Origin of the sequence: Streptomyces sp. NPDC051976 (genome assembly GCF_040680795.1) — a bacterium.
In the GTDB taxonomy this organism is placed as follows: domain Bacteria; phylum Actinomycetota; class Actinomycetes; order Streptomycetales; family Streptomycetaceae; genus Actinacidiphila.
The window spans coordinates 1-20971 of sequence record NZ_JBFAXL010000081.1; the positions used below are offsets into that span (position 1 = coordinate 1).

Consider the following 20971-nt stretch of genomic DNA (forward strand, 5'->3'; position numbering starts at 1 on the left):
ATATCTGGCGTTGACTTTTGGCACGCTGTTGAGTTCTCAAGGAACGGAAGCTTCCATCAGGACCGTTTCACCGGCCCCTCCGGGCTTTCCCTTCGCGTTTCCGACTCTATCAGACTCTTTTCAGTGTCTGACCCCCAGTCAGCGGGGCTTGTCTTTCCGGCCGTTCGGCCGTTCCGACGAGTGAGACTTTAGCGGAACTCGTTCCCCGCGACCAAATCGGCTCCGGTTCAACGAAACTCCACGCATTCCGCAAGAACACACAAGCGCACGACAGCAAGACGACGACACGAGGCCGTCGTTCATAGTCGAAAGGTTCCTGCGGGATGGCTGTCCGGGGACCGACCGGGGTCGGCGCTCACGTCGGACAACTCGAAGGACACTACGCACCCACATCGCCCATGTCAACCCGGACCGGTCAGTCCAGGTCTTCGAGCCGGCCGCCCGCGTCGGGCTGGCTGTCCTCCACGCGGCGCAGCAGACGGGTGAGGATCTCACCGAGCGCCGTGCGCTCCACCGGAGTGAGGTCCTGGAGCAGCTCGTCCTCGAACGCCGCGGCGAGTCGCATGGTCTGCAGCCACTTCTCCCGGCCCTCGTCCGTCAGCTCGACGATCACGCGGACACGGTTCGCCTCGTCCCGCTCCCGGGTGACCAGGCCCTCGGTGACCATGCGGTCGATCCGGTGGGTCATGGCGGCGGGAGTGAGGCCGAGCCGCTTCGCGAGATCGCCGGGGCCCAGGCGGTAGGGCCTGCCGACCACCACGAGCGCCTTCAGCACCTCCCACTCGGAGCTGCTGATGCCCAGGTCGACGAGCTGTCGGCCGTACGCCACGTTCATCCGGCGGTTGAGCCGTCCGAGCGCGGTGACCACCTTCTCTATCTGCGGGTCGACCTCGGGGAACTCTCGTTGGTACGCGGCGATCTGCGCGTCGAGGTCCAGCTCCTGCGGCGTCCCCGCGGAACCTGCGGCTGCGGTCATGCCCCGAGTATCGCACGAAACCACATTGCCCTAAAGCCCTTCGCTGTGTACTCTTTAGTTTCAAAGTTTAGCTCTGAAGTCTTCAACCCGAAGCTTCCCGACCTAGAGGGGTGAGTGTGACCACCGCGATGGGCGCAGCCCTGCGCCGGATCCAGCTCGGCACCGCACTGAGTGCCTTCGGCAACGGCTTCACCGTGCCGTTCACGTTCATCTACGTCTCGCAGGTACGCGGCCTCGGCGCCGGTACCGCGGGCGTGGTGCTCGCGACGTTCGCCGTCGCGGCGCTGTTCGTGCTGCCCTTCACCGGGCGGGTCATCGACACTCGGGGCCCCGTGCCTGTCGCTGTCCTCGGCACCGTGCTGGCGGCCGCAGGTTCACTCGGCCTCGGTCTGTCCGGAAGCGAGCCGGTCGTCATCGCGGCGGCGGGCGCGCTCGGTGCGGGGATAGCGGTGGTGCAGCCCGCACTCGCCACGATGATCGTCTGGTGCTCCACGCCCGCGACGCGCTCCCGGGCCTTCGCGACCAACTTCTTCCTCAGCAACCTCGGACTGGGCCTCGGCGGACTGCTCGGCGGTCTCCTCGTGGACACCGCGCACCCGGCCTCCTTCATCCGGCTCTTCGCGATAGAGGCGGCGATGTTCCTGGTGCTCGGCGCCGTGGTCGCCACGGCGCGGATGCCCCGCGCCCCGCATGTCCCGCACGGCGACGGTGCGCTGCTGACCGCCGGGGACCAGCCGTCCCGTGGCTGGCGCCTGCTCGTCCGTGACCGGGCGATGGTGATGGTCTGCGTGCTCGGCTTCGTGATGTTCTTCGCGTGCTACGGGCAGTTCGAGTCGGGCCTGTCGGCGTTCGCGGTCGAGGTCACCCGGATATCCCCGGCGACCCTCGGCATCGCCCTCGCCGCCAACACCGCGGTGATCGTGCTCGCGCAGTTCGTCGTGCTGCGGCTGGTCGAGAAGCGGCGGCGCAGCCGGGTCATCGCCCTCGTGGGCCTGATCTGGACGGTCGCCTGGCTGGTTGCCGGGGCGTCCGGAGTCGTGCACGGCAGCCACGCCATGGCCGTCGCCGCGATCATCTCGACGTACGCCCTGTTCGGGCTCGGCGAGGCGATGCTGGCGCCGACCGTCGCGCCGCTGGTGGCCGACCTGGCGCCGGCGCGGATGGTCGGGCAGTACAACTCGGCCTTCGCCCTGGTGAAGCAGCTCGCGCTGGCCCTCGGGCCCGCCGCGGGTGGCCTCATGGCCGGAATGGGCGCCTACAGCGCGTACATCGTGATGCTGGTCCTGTTCTCCCTCGGCATCTCGGTGACCGCACTGCGCATGGGCCGCCGCCTCACCCCAACCCAGGACAGCCCGTACCGCGCGACACGCATCATCGCGCAGTCCGGCCCGCGCCCCGCCCCCGAAGCCGAGCGCATACCGGCCTGACCACCGCCCACCCGCCGACGCAACCAGCCCTGACAGCCCGCCCCACCGGCGGGCGGTCGGGCAGCGCCCCGGAGGGGACGGTTCGGGGTGTCCCCGCAGGGTGGCGAACACGTAGGCACGCCGCGCCAACGGGGTGCGTGAGCGTTCGCCACCCGAGGAGATACCCCGGGGCGGCACCGACCCACCCCCAAGGCTCAGTCCGGCAGGGCGAACTCGCACCAGACGGCCTTGCCGCCACCCGGGGTGCGCCGGGAACCCCAGGCGGAGGCGACCGTGGCGATGATCGAGATGCCGCGCCCGGCTTCGTCGCCGGGTTCGGCGCGGCGGCGCCGAGGCAGGTGGTCGTCGCCGTCGGTGACCTCGATGATCAGTCGGCGATCCGTGCGGCGGAGCCGCAACCGCATGGGCGGCGTGCCGTGCTTGAGCGAGTTGGCGACCAGTTCGCTGGCCGCGAGGACGCCGAGGTCGCGCAGTTCGACGGGGAAGCGCCAGGAGGCGAGCACCCCGGAGGCGAAGGCGCGGGCCCGGGGCGCGGCCTCGACACCGCCGAGGAGTTCGAGCGAGGCGTTGCGGAAGAGCTCCGCGTCGCTGCCGGTGTGGTCGGGGTACTGGAAGACGAGGACGGCCACGTCGTCGTCGTGCTCGGAGGTGACGCCCAGCGCGCGCATCAGGCGGTCGCAGATCACCTGGGGCGCGCCGGTGGCGCCGGCGAGCGCCCGCATCAGGGACTCCACGCCCTCGTCGATGTCCTCGCCGCGGCGCTCGATGAGGCCGTCGGTGTAGAGCACGGCGGTGCAGCCGGGGCCGAGCGGGACGGAGCCGGAGCTGTGCATCCAGCCTCCGGTGCCGAGCGGCGGGCCGGTCGGCTCGTCGGTGCGTCGGACGGTGCCGTCGGGGTCGCGGATCAGGATCGGCAGGTGGCCCGCGGTGGCGTAGGAGAGCCGGCCCTCGCTGGGGTCGTGGACGGCGTAGACGCAGGTGGCGATCTGGGTGGCGTCGATTTCCGAGGCGAGGCCGTCGAGGAGCTGGATGACCTCGTGCGGCGGGAGGTCGAGCCGGGCGTAGGCCCGTACCGCGGTGCGGAGTTGGCCCATGACGGCGGCGGCGCGTACGCCGCGGCCCATCACGTCGCCGATGACGAGCGCGGTGCGCCCGGCGCCGAGCGTGATGACGTCGTACCAGTCGCCGCCGACGGCGGCGTCCTTGCCGCCGGGCTGGTACGTGGCGGCGACGCGCAGGTCGTCGGGTTGTTCGAGTTCCTGCGGGAGCAGGCTGCGCTGGAGGGTGACGGCGGTCTCGTGGAGGCGGCGTTCGCTCTCGCGGAGCCGCTCGGCGGACTGGACCTGGTCGGTGACGTCGGCGGCGAAGACGAGGACGCCACGGCGTTCGGGGTCGCGGTCGTCGGCCTGGACGGGGGTGCAGGTGAAGGTGAAGTAGCTCTGCCGGGCGGACGTGGAGTCGTCGGACCGGGTGACCTTGCGGGCCTTGACGGTGCGCGGCTTGCCGCTGCGGTGGACCTGGTCCATGAGCGGGAGGAGGCCGAGTTCGTCGAGCTCGGGCAGGGCGTCGCGGGCCGGGGCGCCGGTGGCGCGGGGGCCGAAGAGGTCGGTGTACGCGTCGTTGACGAAGGCCACGCGGTGGGCGGGGCCGTGGGTGACGGCGATGAGCGCGGGGAGCCGGCTCAGGAGCCCGGTGACGCCGGTGTCGGCGGCGAGGCAGCCCTCCATGCCGGAGGTGCCGGCCGTGGCAGCGCCGGCGCCCGTCCCGGTCCCGGACCCGCCCCGTACAGCGGTGTCGTGCCCCGCGGCGCTCCGTACCGCCTCGGCCGTCGCGCCTCCGGGCGCCGTACCGGCCTCGGCCCCGGCCCCGGCCCCGGAAACGGCACCACCAGCAGAGGCGCCACCCGCGGCATCCGCCTCCGTTCCGGACGGGGTACCGGGCGCCAGGTCGGGCGCCGCGTCGGGCCCCGCCCCGGCCGCGCCGGCGGCACCACTGGCCGCGCCGTCACCGCGTTTGCCCCGCGCAGCGGGTACGGCACTGCGTCGCTGTGTTCCGGGGAGCCGGCCGCTCCAACGCGTGAGGTTCAAACGTCCGATTCCTCGTTTTTGTCACTCTTTGCTGGTGCTGACGCACGCGGGGTCATCCGACCAGTGTGGCCGACCGGCGGCTCGGGAGGGAATCGCGAGGCACGCGGCACGTCGCCCGCGCGTCCCCCGGCACGCTGCCGAAGCGACCGCCGCACCGTCTCAGGAAGCCTCCGGCGGCACCTCGGGAGAGCCCGGTTTCCGCTCCGGCCCACCGGGGCCCCCATGCCCGCCACGCCCGCCATTCCCGCCATGCCCCCCATGCCCGCCGTGCCCCCCATGCCCGCCCGCCGCGAGTTCGAACTCCGCGCGCGGATGCTCCAGCGAGCCGAGCGAGACGATCTCGCGCTTGAAGAGCCCGGAGAGGATCCACTCGGCGAGCACCTTGGCCTTGCGGTTGAAGGTGGGCACGCGGCTCAGGTGGTAGGCGCGGTGCATGAACCAGGCCGGGTAGCCCTTGAGCTTGCGCCCGTAGAGGTAGGCGACGCCTTCGTGCAGGCCGAGGGAGGCGACGGAGCCGACGTACTTGTGCCGGTACTCCTTGAGCGGTCGGCCGCGGAGCTGCGCGACGACGTTGTCGGCGAGGACCTTCGCCTGGCGGACGGCGTGCTGCGCGTTGGGCGCGCAGTCCGTACCGGGCTTCTCGGCGGTGAGATCCGGGACGGCCGCGGCGTCACCGGCGGCCCAGACGCCGTCGGTCTCGGCCAGCCGGAGCGTGGCCTCGGCTCGCAGCTTGCCGCGGTCGGTCAACGGCAGACCGGTGGCGGCGAGGACGGGATGCGGTTTGACGCCGGCCGTCCAGACCACGGTCCTGGTCGGCAGCCGGGCGCCGTCGGACAGCACGACGACGCGGTTCTCGCAGGACTCCAGCCGGGTGTCCAGCCGGATGTCGACATTGCGCCCGCGCAGCTCGCGAACCGCGTACTTCCCCATCTCCTCGCCGACCTCCGGCAGGATCCGGTGCGTCGCCTCGACCAGCACCCACTTCATGTCCTCGGGCCGGACGTTGTGGTAGTAGCGCACGGCGTAGCGGGCCATGTTCTCCAGCTCGCCGAGCGCCTCGACCCCGGCGTAGCCGCCGCCGACGAACACGAAGGTCAGGGCGGCCTCGCGGATGTCGGCGTCACGGGTGGAGGAGGCGATGTCGAGCTGCTCCAGCACGTGGTTGCGCAGCCCGATCGCCTCCTCGACGGTCTTGAAGCCGATGCCGTACTCGGCGAGACCCGGGATCGGCAGTGTGCGGGAGATCGAGCCGGGCGCGAGGACGAGCTGGTCGTACGGGAGTTCCAGCGCGCCGCCGCCCTCCTCCTGGGTGGCCGGGGTGACGACGGTGACGACCCGTTTCGTGTGGTCGACGGACTGCGCCTCCCCGACGACGATCCGGCACTTGTCCAGCACACGGCGCAGCGGCACGACCACGTGCCGGGGCGAGATGGACCCGGCGGCGGCCTCGGGGAGGAAGGGCTGGTAGGTCATGTACGGCTGGGGTTCGACGACCACGACTTCGGCCTCGCCGCGCTTCAGCTTCCGCTGGAGCCGCAGGGCGGTGTACAACCCGACGTAACCACCGCCCACCACAAGAATGCGCGGTGTGCTTGCCTTGGCCATGGCCGCCGAGTCCGTCATTGCTCCATGACGCAATGGACCATAGCCGTTTGTCCACAGGGCGGATGTGATGATTCCGGGAAATCGGCGATCCGCCAGGTCAGCGAGGCGCACATCAGCGGGCAAAGGCCCCGGGGCAACATGTCACTCCGCGTTGCGCCGAACGGGGAAGCGGGCCTGCGGATCACAGCCTCTTCATTCTTGACCCTGCCTCAACTATGTTCGTATCTCGTAGAACTGCGCGAGACGCGCACAGCCGATCGCCATGGGTGGGGAGTCTCCGGGGGGAGACGCAAAAATTTCCGGGGGATACACATATGCACATTCAGGACTCTCAGTGGACAGCTGCCGCCGGCTCCGATGTCGTCGGGACGGGTCGGGCGGCACCCCTGCGCGTCGACGCGCAGCGCAATCTCGAACATGTGCTGCGTGCGGCCAGGGAAGTCTTCGGTGAACTGGGGTACGGGGCCCCGATGGAGGATGTCGCCCGCCGGGCGCGGGTGGGGGTGGGCACCGTGTACCGGCGCTTCCCCAGCAAGGACGTACTGGTCAGGCGGATCGCCGAGGAGGAGACCGCGCGGCTGACCGAGCAGGCGCGTACGGCGCTCGGCCAGGAGGACGAGGCATGGTCCGCGCTCGCCCGCTTCCTGCGGACCTCGGTCGCCTCGGGTGCGGGCCGTCTGCTGCCGCCGCAGGTGCTGCGGGTGGACAGCGCGGCCGATCCGGTACGGGTACCGCAGCAGCGCAGCCCCTTCGCGGTGAACGGCTCCTCGCCGGACGGCGCCGAGAGCACGGGCCAGGAGGACGCCGCCACGGCCACGGTCCCCGTCGCCGCCGACGGCCTCGGGCCGATCATCGGAGGCGGCGACCGGCCCGGAAACGCGAACGGCGCGGAGGCCGCCACCTCGACGGTCACCAGCACAGCGACCGCCACCGTCACCACCTCGGCCACGGCGACCGCCACGGCCACCGCCACCGCCACCGACCCGGCGGGCGAGTCCGCGAGCGACCAGGACGGCATACGCGTGCTGCTGGACGTCGTGGGCCAACTCGTCGAACGGGCCAAGGAGGCAGGCGAGTTGCGCGGCGACGTGTCCGTGGCCGATGTGCTGCTGGTGATCGCGACGGCGGCGCCCGCCCTGCCCGACCCCGTACAGCAGGCGGCGGCGTCCGCGCGGTTGCTGGACATCCTGCTGGAGGGACTGCGGCCGCGGCCGGGCGTCGGGTGCGCGTGACCCCCGCCCATGAGTGACGCGGCCCGGCCCCGAACGGGTGATGCGTGGAGGACCGGTGAACGATCGCCTCACGGAGGAGTGGTTCCGCCGCACCGCATGACCCCAACTGGCCCAGCTGTGCCACGCTTGCCCCGTGGATGAGGCGAACGGGGAATCCGGCGCGGCGGCAGCGGGCCAGGAGACCGGTGACGGGCTGCCCTCGCGCAGGGTGCCGGGACAGCGCGATCCGGCCGCACGCGAGGAACCACCCGGCCGCGACGCCCCCACCCAGCCGTTGCCGACGATCCCCGGGCCCAGCCGCGGCCCCGCCGACGACGACCTGGCGACGCCCGCGGGCCACCCCGACCCGGACGCCCTGGCGGCGCTGTCGGACGCCGAGTTGGTGGCCAAGGTGCGCGGCGGACAGGACAGCGCGTACGAGGAGCTGTACCGGCGGCACGCCGCGTCCGTACGGCGCTACGCCCGCACCTGCTGCCGCGACGCGCACACCGCCGAGGATCTGACGGGCGAGGTCTTCGCCCGTACGCTGCAGGCGATCCGCGGCGGCAGCGGCCCCGAGTCCGCGGTGCGCGCGTATCTGCTCACCACGGTCCGCCGGGCCGCCGCCTCCTGGGGCAGCACCGCCAGGCGTGAGCAACTCGTCGAGGACTTCGCGCTGTTCGCGGTCTCCGCGGCAGGTTCCACGGCCACCGAGGAGGCCAACGACCTCGGCGCCGACGTCCAGGCCATGCACGAGGCCGAACAGACGCTGGCCATCCAGGCGTTCCGTACGCTGCCCGAGCGCTGGCAGACCGTGCTGTGGCACACCGCGGTGGAGGACGAGTCGCCCAGCGCGATCGCCCCGCTGCTCGGCCTCACCCCCAACGCGACCGCCGTGCTGGCCCATCGGGCGCGCGAGGGCCTGCGCCAGGCGTACCTCCAGGCGCATGTCAGCGCGACGCTGACCACCGAGAGCGGCTGCGCGCGGTTCGCCGACCGGCTCGGCGCGCATGCCCGCGGCGGCCTGCGGATGCGCGCGGACCGGGAGTTGAGCAGGCATCTGAAGGAGTGCGAGCGGTGCACGGCCGCCTCGCTGGAGCTGGCCGACCTCAACTCGGCGCTGAAGGGGCTGCTTCCGGTCGCGTACATCGGCTGGTTCGCCGCCGTCTACGCCGCCAAGGCCGCCGGGGTGGCGGCGGTGGCCGCCGGGGTCGGCGCGGCCGGTGCCGCCGGAGGGGTCGCCGCTGCGGCCGCGGGTTCCGGGTCCGGAGCGGGTGCCGGAGCGGGCGCCGGGGCGGTGGGTGGTGCGGCGGCCGAAGGGCTCGGGGCGCCCGTGAAGGTCGGGATCGCCGCGGCCGTGGTGGTCGCGGCGGCGGCCACGGCGCTCGCGCTGACCCTCACCGGCGGCCATGGCAAGGCCACGCCCAAGGCACAGCCCAAACCGCCCGCGGTGGCCCCGGTGGTGACCCCGCCACCGCCGTCGCCCGTACCGCCACCGCCGAAGTCCCAGCCGGTGCCGCCGCCCGCGGCGAAGACGACACCGCCGGCCGGCCCGGCACCGACGCAGGCGCCGCAACCGGCCCCGAAGCCGACACCCAGCCCGCAACCGCCGCCCCCGGCGAAGCCGACCCCGACCCCGACGCCCACACCGCAACCCACCCCGACGCCCACACCCACGCCGACCCCGACGCCGCCGCCCCCGCCGGTCACGTACAAGCTCAACTCACTGGGCGTCACCGGTTTCGGTGACCAGAGCGGGCCCACCATCCGCCCGTCCCTGGGCAGTTGGTGGTGGGACCGCTGGGGTCTCGGCATCGGCGGCACGCGTTACGCGCACGGCCTCACCGTGCACGCCCCGTCGAGTCTGACGATCGACCTGCACCGCAGTTGCGTGGCGTACGACGCGCGCGCCGGGATCGACGACCTCACGCGGCATTTCGGCGCGGCCCGCTTCTCCGTGTACGGCGACGGCACCCGGCTGTGGGGTTCCGGTGTGGTGCGCGGCGGCGACCCGGCGGTCCCGCTGCACGTGCCGATCAGCGGCTACAAGACGCTCCGCCTGGTGGTCCAGGCGGAGGGCAGGGGCCTGCCGCTCGCGAACCTCGCGGACTGGGCGGACTCGGTGATCAGCTGTTCCTAGCCGGGGCGGCGGCGTCCGGCACCTCGCAGACGCCGTCGGCGCAGGCGGCGTCCGCGTCGGCAGCGTCCGCGTCGGAGGCGGCCGTACCGAACGCGGCGTCCTGGTCCTGGTCCGCGATCTCCTTCGCGACCTGCTCCAGGACACGCAGGAAGGTGGACGACTCCTGGCCGCCCTGGACCGCCCACTGGCCCTCGAAGACGAAGGTCGGTACGGCGGTGATGCCGCGCTGCCGGGCCTCGTCGATCTCGTCGAGCACCTCGTCGTGCAGGTCGTCGCCGTCGAGGAAGGCGGCGATCCCGTCGCGGTCGAGGCCGACGACGACGGCCGCGTCGGTCAGCTCCTCGTGGTCACCGATGTCCATGCCCTCGCCGAAGTGCGCGGCCAGCAGCCGGCCCTTGAGGCGGGCCTGCGCGTCGGGGCCGTACTCGTCGAGCACGTGCCTGAGCAGGCGGTGGGCGAGCAGGGAGTTGTTCTCCAGGACGGTGTCGAAGTCGAAGCTCAGACCCTCGTCGGCGCCGAGCCGTGTGATGCGGTCGTCCATGGCGACGGACTGCGGCCCGTACTTCGCGGCCAGTACCTCGCGGTGCGGCAGCGGCTGGTCCGGGGCCGAGGGGTCGAGCTGGAACGGCCGGTAGACCACCTCGACGGCGGCTGCCTGCGGGAAGGCGGCGAGCGCGCGCTCGAAGCGGGCCTTGCCGACGTAGCACCACGGACAGGCGATGTCGGAATAGATCTCGACCTTCACGGTTCCACTCACTCCCGGCGTTGCTTGAATTCTCAAACAAGGGTAACCGGCGACCGCGTCTCCGCTATTCCCCGGGCGCGGGGCCGGTCCCGGCCTCCGCACGCCCGGCGACCAGCTCCTCCAGTGCGGCCACCGCCTCGGTACGGCTCAGCACGGCGCCCGCCGCGCCGGCCGCCGCCCACGCCTCCTCCCCCAGCGTGGCCCGCGCCCACCGCTCGACGGTCCCGGCCGCCGCCAGCTCGGGGACGGTACGCGGCAGCGCTCCCCGTACGGCCGAGGCCGCCGCGGAGAGCCAGGTCGCGGACCGCGGGTCGTCGAGCGCCACCAGGACATCCGCGGCGGCGTCGAACTGTCCGCCGACCACCGGCTCCGTGCTGCCCGTCTCCACCGCCAGCCGCGCGGCCTCGGCGAGCTTCCGCAGCGCCGCCTCCGGATCGCCCTCGGCCGCGATGATCCGCGCCTCCAGGCTCAGCAGCAGGACACGAAAGACGGGCGGCGGAGTGCCGTCGGCGACCTGCCCCATCGCCAGGTCCCACATCTCCCGGGCCGCGCGCACCTCGTCGCGGCGCAGCAGCAGCACCGACTGGAGGTAGCGGATGTAGGTACGGGCGTCCCACACCCCGTAGCGCTCGGCCTCGTCCGCCGCCTGGTTGAGGATCTTCGCCGCCGCGGCGTCGTCGCCCCTGCGGTGCGCCAGCTCGCCCATCCGCGCCAGCAGGAACGCCCCCTCGCCGTACGCGCCCAGCTCACGCCCCAGCCGGTGCGCGGCCTCGAAGTCCGCGAGCGCCGCGTCGTACTGGCCGCGGGCGACCTCGATCTCGGCGTTCGCGCCGTGCACCTGCGCGCGCATCCAGCGGTCGCCCAACCGGGCGTTGAGCCGCTGCAGCTCGTCCCAGTCTGCGTCCGCGTGAGCCACCCCGCCCGGCATGTCGACGGTCACATGCGTACGGAACATCAGCGCGGCCGCCACCTCCCAGTCGCCGCCGTACACACGGCAGTTGGCGACCACGGCCTCGGTGTGCCGGTGGATCTCCCGCACCCCGCCGAGCAGGTACGCGGTGAACGGCCAGAGCAGCCCGGGAAAGCGGGCGGCTCGCGGGCCGCCCCTGCCGTACTCCGCGGACAGCCGAGTCGCGGTCGTCAGGTACTCCTCCGAGTCCCACTGCTCCTCCGACGCGCGGTCCGTCTTCACGAAGAACTGCAGCATCCGCAGGTCGAGGCGCTGCCAGAAGAGGTCGTCGGCGGCGGAGTCGGGCTCTGGGGCCGACTTCTGCTCTGCCTTCTGGTCCGCCTTCGGGTCCGCTTCCGGGTCGGGCGCGGGACGCTCGGGGAAGTCGGGGCAGAGGGCGAGTACCCGCTCGATCCAGACGTCGGCCTCGTCGCGGTAGTTGCGCAGCCACCAGAACCAGCCCATCGCCAGCGCCGTCGTGAGCGCGTCCGGCTCGGCGCCGGTCTCGACCGCGCGGTTCAGCGCGGCGCGGATGTTGTCCAGCTCCGTCTCCAGCACGTCCAGCCAGTGGAGTTGGTCGGCGGCACGCAGTTGCGGATCGGCGGTGCACGCCAAGTCACGGTAGTACGCCGTGTGGCGGCGTTCGGCCGCCGCGAGGTCCGCCGGGTGCTCGGCCGCACGCTCGGCGGCGTATTCGTGGATGGTCTCCAGCAGGCGGTAGCGGACGCCGGGGTGGGTGGTGCCCGCGGCGGCCGCCGGGTCCGAAGAGTTCGGGGCGCTCGGGACGCTCGGCGCGTGGTCGGCCAACACCAGGGACTTGTCGACGAGTTGGGCGACGGTGTCCAGCGCCTCCGGCCCGCACACCGCCTCCGCGGCGGACAGCGTGCAGCCGCCCGCGAACACGCTCAGGCGGCGCAGCGTCGTCCGTTCCTGCTCGCTCAGCAGGTCCCAGCTCCAGTCGACGACCGCGCGCAGCGTCTGCTGGCGGGGCAGCACCGTACGGCTCCCGCTGGTCAGCAGCCGGAAGCGGTCGTCCAGCCGGTCCGCGATCTGCCGCGGCGACAGGGCGCGCAGCCGGGCCGCGGCCAACTCGATGGCCAGCGGCAGGCCGTCGAGGCGGCGGCAGATCTCCCGCACCGCGGCGGAGTCCGCGCCGTCCTCGCCCGTGCCGGCGGTGCCCGGCCGCGCGGTGGCGGCGCGCTCGGTGAAGAGCCGGTACGCGGTCGGCGGCGGCAGCGGCTCCACCGGCCGTACGATCTCGCCCGGCACGCCCAGCGGCTCCCGGCTGGTGGCCAGCACGGTCACCCGCGGGCAGGCCGCGAGCAGTTCCGCGGCGAGGTCGGCGGCGGCGCCGATCAGGTGCTCGCAGTTGTCCAGAACCAGCAACAGGCTTCGCTGCGCGCAGTGTTCGAGCAGCCGGTCCAGCGGGTCCTCGGCGTACGCCTCCTGCATGCGCGCGTCGCGCACCTTCCCCAGCACGAGGGTGTCGCGACGTCCCAGCGCGTTCAGCACGGCGTGCGGGACGGCCGACGGGTCATCGAGCGGGGCGAGTTCGGCCAGCCAGACGCCGTCCGGGTGCAGGTTCAGGGCCGCTTCCGCCGCTTCCTGCGCGAGCCGGGTCTTCCCGGAGCCGCCGGGGCCGGTCAGGGTCACCAGCCGGGCCGCCGCCAGGTCCTGCCGGATGTCCCTGAGATCGGTCTCCCGCCCGACGAAGCTGGTGAGGCGGGCGCGCAGATTGCTGGCGGGCGGCCGGGTGGGCGCCACGGCCGGGGCCCCGGGAGCGGGCGGCGTCGGCCCGGCCAGCAACCGGGCGTGCAGCGCCCGCAGTTCGGGCCCGGGATCGGTGCCGAGCGTCTCGGCGAGTACGGTCCTGGCCTCGTCGTACGCCGCCAGCGCGTCCGCGTCACGGCCGGTGGCGCTCAGCGCCCTGATGAGCTGGGCCCGGAACGGCTCGTCCAGCGGGTGGGCGGCCACCGCCTCCCGGAGATCCGGCAGCGCGTCGGCGGCCCGGTCGAGCGCGAGGTCCGCCTCGAAGCGGTGCCGCAGCGCCGCCTGCCGCAGCGCCTCGGGGCGGGCCGCGGCGGTCGTACGGTCGGGCAGGTCCGCGAGGGCCGGGCCGCGCCACAGGGCGAGCGCCGCGGTCAGTGTCCCGGCCGCGGCGGCCGCGTCCCCCGCCGCCAACTCCGCCTCGCCGTCCTTCACCATGCGCTCGAACCTGTACAGGTCCACGGCGTCGCGGTCCGCCGCGAGCCGGTAGCCGCCGGGCTCCGACACCACCGCGTCCCGGCCCAGGGTCCTGCGCAGCCGCGAGATCAGCGCTTGCAGCGCGCCCTCGGCGTCGGTGGGGGGTTCGCCCGCCCACACCTCCCCGATCAGTGCCTCGGGCGGCACCGCGCGTCCCACTCCCAGCGCCAGTACCGCCAGCGCGGCACGGAGCCGCCCGCCGCCGAGCGGCACCGCCGCGCCGTCGGCGTCCCACGCCTCCGTCACCCCAAGAATCCCGTACCGCACCGCCCCATTCTCCCGCCTCCGGCGCACTGCGCCGCGCTTGCGGTGGGCCAGGCACCGGAGTGCCCCGAAGGGGCGCGGGGAAGGTGCGCTGCTCGCGCGGAGGACCAGGCACCGGAGTGCCCCGAAGGGGCGCGGGGAACTGCGCGCTCAGCCCCCACCGGCCGGTGGTCCGAAGACAACCGATCTGCCCCTCTGGGGCCGGTGGTGACGTACAGCCAGTCGACGGCTGGTCGCGCAGTTCCCCGCGCCCCTAAAAACGAGGCGCCGCCTTCCGCAAGCGTGAGCGATCAGTCCTCGTCGTGCGGGCCGAGGAGTTCGTCGGCGAGGGTGGGGAGGTGGTCGAGGGGGGTTTCCTCGGCCCAGTTGGGGCGGGGGCGGCGGGGGGAGGCCGGGGGGGTGTGAGGGAGTTCGCGGGTGCGATCGTTTTCCGCGTCGTCCGGGCGGAAGAGCCACGGGGGTACGCGGTCGGCCGGATCGTCGTCGGCCGGGACGCCCACGGGCGGCGGGAGTTCACCCTCGGACGCCGGCGGAACGACCGGCGGCATCACCGTGGTGGTCTCCGACGCGTCGGGCTCCGGCGCGTCCTCGCGCACGGCGGGCAGCACCGCCGTCTCATCGGCCCCCGGCTCCGAGCCCTTGTCCGCCTCCGGCTCCGGCTCGGCCGGCACCGCGTTCATCACCGTCGTCTCATCGGAGCCCGCGTCCGAGCTCTCCGGCTCCGGCGGCAGCGCCCGCAGCTCCGTCGTCTCGTCGGACCCCGACCCTGACCCCGACTCCGCCTCCGCCTCCAGCACGGCAGCTGCGGCGGCCGCGGCAGCCGCCGCTTCGGCACGGGCCTGTTCGGCCCGAAGAAGCGCCTCCTCCGCCTTGCGCTGCTTCTCGACGCGGCGCTCCTCGGCCTCGGCGCGCAGCCGGGCCTGCTCCTCGGCGAGGCGGCGGAGCCGCTCCTGCTCGGCTTCGCGGGTCGCCTCCTCGGCGGCGCGGCGGGCCTCCTCCTCGGCGGCCACCCGGGCCGCCTCCTCCGCGCGGACGCGCTCTTCCTCCGCCTTGCGGGCGGCCTCGCGCTCGGCGATCTCGCGGCGGGCGGCCTCCTCCGCGGCGAGCCGCCGCTCCTCCTCCTCGCGGCGGAGCTTCTCGAGCTGAGCCTGCCGCTCCCGCTCCAGCCGCTCCTCCTCGGCCTTGCGGGCGGCCTCCTCGGCGGCGAGCCGGGCGGCCTCCGCGGCAGCGGCCCGCTCGGCCTCGGCGCGGGCCTCGATCTCCTGGGCGGACAGCGGCAGCAGTTGGTCGAGCCGGTGCCGTACGACCGTGGTGACGGCCTCGGGGTCCTGCGCGGCGTCGATGACGAGGTAGCGGGCGGGGTCGGCGGCGGCCAGGGTGAGGAAGCCGGACCGGACCCGCTGGTGGAACTCGGCGGGCTCGGACTCCAGCCGGTCGGGCGCCTCGGTGAAACGTTCGCGCGCGGCCTCGGGCGAGACGTCGAGCAGCACGGTGAGGTGCGGGACGAGCCCGTCGGTGGCCCAGCGCGAGATCCGGGCGATCTCGGTGGGCGCGAGGTCGCGCCCGGCGCCCTGGTACGCGACGGACGAGTCGATGTAGCGGTCGGAGATGACGACGGCGCCGCGTTCGAGCGCGGGCCTGACCACCGAGTCGACGTGTTCCGCGCGGTCGGCGGCGTAGAGCAGCGCCTCGGCGCGGTGCGAGATCCCGGCGGACGACACGTCCAGCAGGATCGACCGCAGCCGCTTGCCGATGGCGGTCGCACCGGGCTCGCGGGTGACGACGACCTCGTGTCCCTTGGCCCTTATCCACTCGGCGAGCGCCTCGACCTGGGTGGACTTGCCCGCCCCGTCGCCGCCCTCTATGGCGATGAAGAAGCCGGTGGCGGCGGGCGCGGCGACCGGTTCCGCGCCGCGCAGCGCCTCACGCAGGTCGCGGCGGAGCGGTACGCCGCTGCGGTCGTCGGTCTTGCCGAGGACGAGCGCGGCGATCGGCAGCAGCAGCGCGCCGACCAGCATCAGCGTGTACGCCGCGCCGCCGTGGTCGAAGGTGAAGTGCCCGTGGTGGATGCGGTGCGGGCCGATCGCGGCGGCCAGTAGCGGGGCGGCGATCGCCGCGAGCGCCAGGACGACGCGGGCGACCGCGTGCAGGTGCTCGGTGGTCCGCGCCCGCCGCTGCTCCTCGGCCTCCTGGTCGATCAGGGTGTGCCCGGTGTTGGCGGTGACGCCCGCCGCGAATCCGGCGAGCAGCGACAGCAGCAGCACGGTGGTCTGGTCGCCGACGATGCCGGTGAGCAGCAGGGCGAGGCCGGTGACGCCGATGGCCAGGGCGAGCAGGCGGCGCCTGGACAGGCCGCGGAGCATACGGGGGGCGGTCCTGATGCCGATGACCGTACCGACGGTGAGGGCGAGCACGAGCAGCCCGAAGCCGGTCGGGCCGAAGCCGAGGTCGGCGGCGTGCAGGACGGACACGGACACCGCCGCGCCGATCGAGCCCGCGACGGCGGCGGTGGCCAGGACGAGCAGCGGCAGTGCGCCGGTCCGGCCGCGTTCCGCACCCGCCGGGCCCTTCGGCAGCCGCAGTCCCTCCAGCGGGGAGTGGGGGCGGCCCGCGCTGCCCGAGGGCAGTTCCAGCAGGTAGAGCATCGACATCGAGGACGAGAACAGCCCGGCGGCGACGTACGACGACAGCGCGACCTGGTGCAGGTGGAACCAGTCGACGCCGACCGCGATCAGCGTGTTGACCAGCGTGACGACGACCAGCGCGGCGGCGGCCAGCGGCAGCGCCACGAAGCTGGTGCGCAGGTCGAGCCGGTGCAGCGTCGCCAGCCGGTCGGGCGCGGGGCGCACCGAGGTGTCGCCGGGCGGCGGCAGCAGCAACGGCGCCGCTCCGTCCTTGGCGACGGCCCACAGCCGTTCGGCGATCCCCGTGACGAAGGCGGTGACGAGCAGCCAGGTGACGGCGGAACCCGGCACCCAGTTGATCCACAGCGGCGCCACGATGAACAGCGCCAGACGTACGGCGTCCGCGCCGATCATCGTCCACCGCCGGTCCAGCGGGCCGTCGGCCGCCGTCAGCGCGGACAGCGGGCCGAGCAGCACGGCCCCGAACAGCAGCGTCGACACCAGCCGCGCGCCGAAGACGGCCGCCGTCGCGAAGGCCACACCCCGGTAGCCGCCGCCGAACGAGTCCGCCGAGATCGCCGCCTGCACGGTCAGCACCAGCAGCACCAGCAGGCCGAGCCGGTCGGCCACCGCCCCGGTCAGCTGTGCGCCCCACAGCTTCCTCAGCGCCGGAATACGCAGCAGCGCCCCGACCGCCCGCTCACGGGAGTCCGCCGCCAACTCGTCGGCGAACCCCTCAGTCACGTCTGCGGTCTGCGCCGGCTGCTCGGATCGCGTCATCCCGACAGCCTATCCGGACCACGTAAACCCACACCTCCCGTGGGGTTCCCCATTCCGGGGTGCCCCCGGAAAGCCCCCACCTCCCCGGAAGTGCCCGCCCCAAAGGGGCGCGAGGAACTGCGCGACCAGCCCCCACCGGCCCGGTGGTCGGGAGACAACCGATCTGCCCCTCTGGGGCCGGTGGTGACGTACAGCCCGTCGAGGGCTGAGCGCGCAGTTCCCCGCGCCCCTTCGGGGCACTACCGGCGTGCCCGGGAGCGTCCCCGCGCCCCTGACGGGGCGAACCCTTACTCCGCGGAGGAGCTGGCCTTCTTGGTGGCCGCCTTCTTGGCGGGAGCCTTCTTCGCCGCGGTCTTCTTGGCCGCAGTCGTCTTCTTGGCCGCCGACGCAGTCGCCTTCTTGGCGGGCGCCTTCTTGGCGGCAGCCTTCTTCACCGGCCCCTTCGCCCGCTTCTCCGCGAGGAGCTCGTACCCCCGCTCAGGAGTGATCGTCTCGACGTCGTCGTCGCGCCGGAGGGTGGCGTTGGTCTCGCCGTCGGTGACGTAGGGACCGAAGCGGCCGTCCTTGACGACGACGGGCCGCTCGCTGACGGGGTCGTTGCCCAGTTCCTTGAGCGGCGGCTTGGCGGCGGCGCGGCCACGCTGCTTGGGCTGCGCGTAGATCGCCAGGGCCTCGTCGAGGGTGATCGAGAAGAGCTGGTCCTCGGTCTCCAGCGAGCGCGAGTCCGTACCCTTCTTGAGGTACGGGCCGTAGCGGCCGTTCTGCGCGGTGATCTCGACACCTTCGGCGTCGGCGCCGACGACCCTCGGCAGGGACATCAGCTTGAGGGCGTCGGCGAGGGTGACCGTGTCGAGCGACATGCTCTTGAAGAGCGAGGCGGTACGCGGCTTGATCGCGTTCTTGCCGGTCTTCGGGGTGTCCTCGGGCAGCACCTCGGTGACGTACGGGCCGTAGCGGCCGTCCTTGGCGACGATCGGGCGCCCCGTGGAGGGGTCGGTGCCCAGCTCGAAGTCACCGCTGGGCTTGGCGAACAGCTCCTCGGCGTATGCCACGCTCAGCTCGTCCGGCGGCATCTCCTCGGGCACGTCGGCGCGCTGGTGGTCCTCCGCGCCCTTCTCGCCGCGCTCGATGTACGGGCCGTAGCGGCCGACGCGCAGCATGATGCCCTCGCCGACCGGGAAGGACGAGATCTCCCGGGCGTCGATCGCGCCCAGGTCCTCGACCAGTTCCTTGAGGCCGCCGAGGTGGTCGCCGTCGCCGTTCCCCGCGTCGGCGGCGGAGGCGGTGCGCTCGCCGGACCCGGAGCCGGTGGCGGTTTCGGAGCCGAAGTAGAAGCGGCGCAGCCACGGCACGGCCTGGGCCTCGCCGCGGGCGATGCGGTCGAGGTCGTCCTCCATGGAGGCGGTGAAGTCGTAGTCGACGAGCCTGCCGAAGTGCTTCTCCAGCAGGTTGACGACGGCGAAGGACAGGAAGGTCGGCACGAGTGCCGTGCCCTTCTTGAACACGTAGCCGCGGTCGAGGATGGTGCCCAGGATCGTGGCGTAGGTGGAGGGGCGGCCGATCTCCCGCTCCTCCAGCTCCTTGACCAGGCTGGCCTCGGTGTAGCGGGCCGGGGGCTTGGTCGCGTGCCCGTCGGCGGTGATCTCGTCGGCGGTCAGCGCGTCGCCCTCGGTGACCTGCGGCAGCCGCCGCTCGCGGTCGTCCAGCTCGGCGTTGGGGTCGTCCGCGCCTTCCACGTACGCCTTGAGGAAGCCGTGGAAGGTGATGATCTTGCCGCTGGCGGAGAACTCGGCGTCGCGGCCGTCGGCGGACCGGCCGCCGACCTTCACGGTCACGGACTGGCCGACGGCGTCCTTCATCTGCGACGCGACGGTCCGCATCCAGATCAGTTCGTAGAGCCGGAACTGGTCGCCGGTCAGACCGGTCTCGGCGGGCGTGCGGAAGCGGTCGCCGGACGGGCGGATCGCCTCGTGCGCCTCCTGCGCGTTCTTGACCTTGGCCGCGTAGACCCGGGGCTTCTCCGGCAGGTAGTCGGCGCCGTAGAGCTGGGTGACCTGGGCGCGGGCGGCCCGGATCGCGGTCTCCGACAGCGTGGTGGAGTCCGTACGCATATAGGTGATGAAGCCGTTCTCGTACAGCTTCTGGGCGACCTGCATGGTGGCCTTCGCGCCGAAGCCGAGCTTGCGCGACGCCTCCTGCTGGAGCGTGGTGGTGCGGAACGGCGCGTACGGCGAGCGGCGGTACGGCTTGGACTCGACGCTGCGTACCGCGAAGTTCGTCTCGGCCAGCGCCGCGGCGAGGGCGCGGGCGGCGGTCTCGTCGAGCTGCAGCACCTGCGCGCCGGACTTGAGCTGGCCGGTGGACGCGTCGAAGTCGCGGCCCTGCGCGACCCGGCGGCCGTCGACGGTCGTCAGCCGCGCGTTGAGGGTCGAGGGGTCGGAGGCGTCACCGGCGCGGCCGGTGGAGAAGGTGCCGATCAGGTCCCAGTACTCGGCGGAGCGGAAGGCCATCCGCTCCCGCTCACGCTCGACGACCAGCCGGGTCGCCACGGACTGCACGCGGCCCGCCGACAGCCGCGGCATGACCTTCTTCCACAGCACGGGCGAGACCTCGTAGCCGTAGAGGCGGTCGAGGATGCGGCGGGTCTCCTGCGCGTCGACGAGACGCTGGTTCAGCTCCCGCGGATTGTTGACGGCTTCCTGGATGGCGTCCTTGGTGATCTCGTGGAACACCATGCGGTGGACGGGCACCTTGGGCTTGAGGATTTCCTGCAAATGCCAGGCGATGGCCTCGCCCTCGCGGTCCTCATCGGTGGCGAGGAAGAGTTCGTCGGACTCCTTGAGGAGGTCCTTGAGCTTCTTGACCTGTGCCTTCTTATCGGCGTTGACGACGTAGATCGGCTGGAAGTCGCTGTCCACATTGACGCCGAGCCGTGCCCACGGCTGGCCCTTGTACTCCGCCGGCACTTCGGCGGCCCCGTTGGGGAGGTCGCGGATGTGCCCGACGCTGGCCTCGACGACGTATCCAGGGCCCAGATAGCCCTTGATCGTTTTCGCCTTGGCAGGCGACTCGACAATGACGAGTCGGCGGCCGCCCTGTGCGGTCTCGCGGGTCGGGGACAACGTCGCTCTTCTCTCCAGGTCGAAGGTGTGTCGCTGCGGAGTGTGACCGTACCTCCCGGTCGTGTGTCAAACGGGAAAAGGCCACAACGCCACTGGAACGGTAACCCGACAACCGGTCTGTCTGCCGCACGGACCGCTCCCGCCGTCCTTTTCCCGGCGGCGCGCGGAAGCACTCCCCGGCGGCCGGGAGCGGGCTTTCACGCATGTCAGACCGGTGCCGGGCGCCGCGGGTCAGATCTGTCACACCTGCCAGAATCCGGTCGGACCGCGCGGCGGGCGTTCAGGGGCCGACCGGGGCGGGACGCGGCGGGGGTACGGCTGCAAGGATGTCCGCCAGACAACCGCAGACGCACCACGCAGGGGGACGAGCATGTCCGACCAGAATCCGTACGGCCAGAACCCGTACGGGCAGCAGCCGGAGCAGCCGGGCTACGGATACCCGCAGGGAGGACAGCCCGGATACGGCTATCCGCAGGGCGGGCAGCAGCCCGGGTACGGCTACCCGCAGCAGGGTTACCCCGCCGCTCCCGGAACGTACACCGGGGACCCGGCCGCGCCCTACGGGTACGACCCGATGGGCCGACCGTATTCGGACAAGTCGAAGGTCGTCGCGGGAGTGCTGCAGCTCTTCCTCGGCGGCTTCGGCGTCGGCCGCTTCTACACCGGCCACACCGGCATGGCCCTCGGCCAGCTGTTCACCTGCGGCGGCTGCGGCATCTGGGCGCTGATCGACGGCATCATGCTGCTGGCGGGCAGTGACCAGACCGACGCCCAGGGGCGTGTCCTGCGTGGCTGAC

General features: G+C 73.0%; 11 protein-coding genes. 4 read left to right on the forward strand and 7 right to left on the reverse strand.

The features are described 5' to 3' along the window. Positions 1-415: 415 nt before the first annotated feature. The gene (locus AB0M29_RS41025; RefSeq protein ID WP_365391990.1) at positions 416-976 is read right to left on the reverse strand and encodes a MarR family transcriptional regulator; all 561 of its coding nucleotides are present in this window, start codon (positions 974-976) and stop codon (positions 416-418) included. Between the two features lie 116 nt (positions 977-1092). Between AB0M29_RS41025 and AB0M29_RS41030 the strand changes: the two genes are divergently transcribed. Then, entirely contained in the window at positions 1093-2403 is a 1311-nt protein-coding gene (locus AB0M29_RS41030) for an MFS transporter (protein ID WP_365391992.1), read from the forward strand. 194 nt (positions 2404-2597) lie between these two features. Here AB0M29_RS41030 and AB0M29_RS41035 read toward each other — a convergent pair whose 3' ends face one another. Then, positions 2598-4490, reverse strand: a complete 1893-nt coding sequence (locus AB0M29_RS41035; protein WP_365391994.1) for a SpoIIE family protein phosphatase — start codon at positions 4488-4490, stop codon at positions 2598-2600. A 159-nt stretch (positions 4491-4649) separates the two neighbouring features. After that, entirely contained in the window at positions 4650-6113 is a 1464-nt protein-coding gene (locus AB0M29_RS41040) for an NAD(P)/FAD-dependent oxidoreductase (RefSeq protein ID WP_365391996.1), read from the reverse strand. Positions 6114-6409: 296 nt separating this feature from the next. Between AB0M29_RS41040 and AB0M29_RS41045 the strand changes: the two genes are divergently transcribed. Both AB0M29_RS41045 and AB0M29_RS41050 read left to right on the forward strand, forming a co-directional pair. Then, on the forward strand, positions 6410-7327 hold the full coding sequence (locus tag AB0M29_RS41045; protein WP_365391998.1) for a helix-turn-helix domain-containing protein: 918 nt from the start codon (positions 6410-6412) through the stop codon (positions 7325-7327). 319 nt (positions 7328-7646) lie between these two features. After that, positions 7647-9446: a sigma-70 family RNA polymerase sigma factor gene (locus tag AB0M29_RS41050; protein ID WP_365392025.1), complete on the forward strand. Its 1800-nt coding sequence runs from the start codon at positions 7647-7649 to the stop codon at positions 9444-9446. Here the strand turns inward: AB0M29_RS41050 and AB0M29_RS41055 are convergent. The 4 genes from AB0M29_RS41055 to topA form a co-directional block, all read right to left on the reverse strand. Further along, the gene (locus AB0M29_RS41055; RefSeq protein ID WP_365392000.1) at positions 9433-10203 is read right to left on the reverse strand and encodes a DsbA family oxidoreductase; all 771 of its coding nucleotides are present in this window, start codon (positions 10201-10203) and stop codon (positions 9433-9435) included. The two genes, AB0M29_RS41050 and AB0M29_RS41055, sit on opposite strands and share 14 nt — an antisense overlap. Positions 10204-10255: 52 nt before the next feature. Further along, a complete protein-coding gene (locus AB0M29_RS41060; RefSeq protein WP_365392002.1) occupies positions 10256-13630 on the reverse strand; it encodes a BTAD domain-containing putative transcriptional regulator in 3375 nt (1124 codons plus the stop codon). A 308-nt stretch (positions 13631-13938) separates the two neighbouring features. Continuing rightward, positions 13939-17052 carry a dTMP kinase gene (tmk, locus tag AB0M29_RS41065; RefSeq protein WP_365392004.1) on the reverse strand — a complete coding sequence of 1038 codons (3114 nt, stop codon included), beginning with the start codon at positions 17050-17052 and terminating at the stop codon, positions 13939-13941. A 287-nt stretch (positions 17053-17339) separates the two neighbouring features. Further along, a complete protein-coding gene (topA, locus tag AB0M29_RS41070) occupies positions 17340-20174 on the reverse strand; it encodes a type I DNA topoisomerase (RefSeq protein ID WP_365392006.1) in 2835 nt (944 codons plus the stop codon). Positions 20175-20544: 370 nt separating this feature from the next. Between topA and AB0M29_RS41075 the strand changes: the two genes are divergently transcribed. Then, the gene (locus AB0M29_RS41075; RefSeq protein WP_365392008.1) at positions 20545-20970 is read left to right on the forward strand and encodes an NINE protein; all 426 of its coding nucleotides are present in this window, start codon (positions 20545-20547) and stop codon (positions 20968-20970) included. The last annotated feature ends 1 nt before the right edge of the window (position 20971 follow it).

Excerpts from the sequence above, each read along its gene's own strand:
- AB0M29_RS41025 (WP_365391990.1), bottom strand. The coding sequence starts at position 976 with ATGACCGCAGCCGCAGGTTCCGCGGGGACGCCGCAGGAGCTGGACCTC.
- AB0M29_RS41040 (WP_365391996.1), bottom strand. The coding sequence starts at position 6,113 with ATGACGGACTCGGCGGCCATGGCCAAGGCAAGCACACCGCGCATTCTT.
- AB0M29_RS41045 (WP_365391998.1), top strand. The coding sequence starts at position 6,410 with ATGCACATTCAGGACTCTCAGTGGACAGCTGCCGCCGGCTCCGATGTC.
- tmk (WP_365392004.1), bottom strand. The coding sequence starts at position 17,052 with ATGACGCGATCCGAGCAGCCGGCGCAGACCGCAGACGTGACTGAGGGG.
- AB0M29_RS41075 (WP_365392008.1), top strand. The coding sequence starts at position 20,545 with ATGTCCGACCAGAATCCGTACGGCCAGAACCCGTACGGGCAGCAGCCG.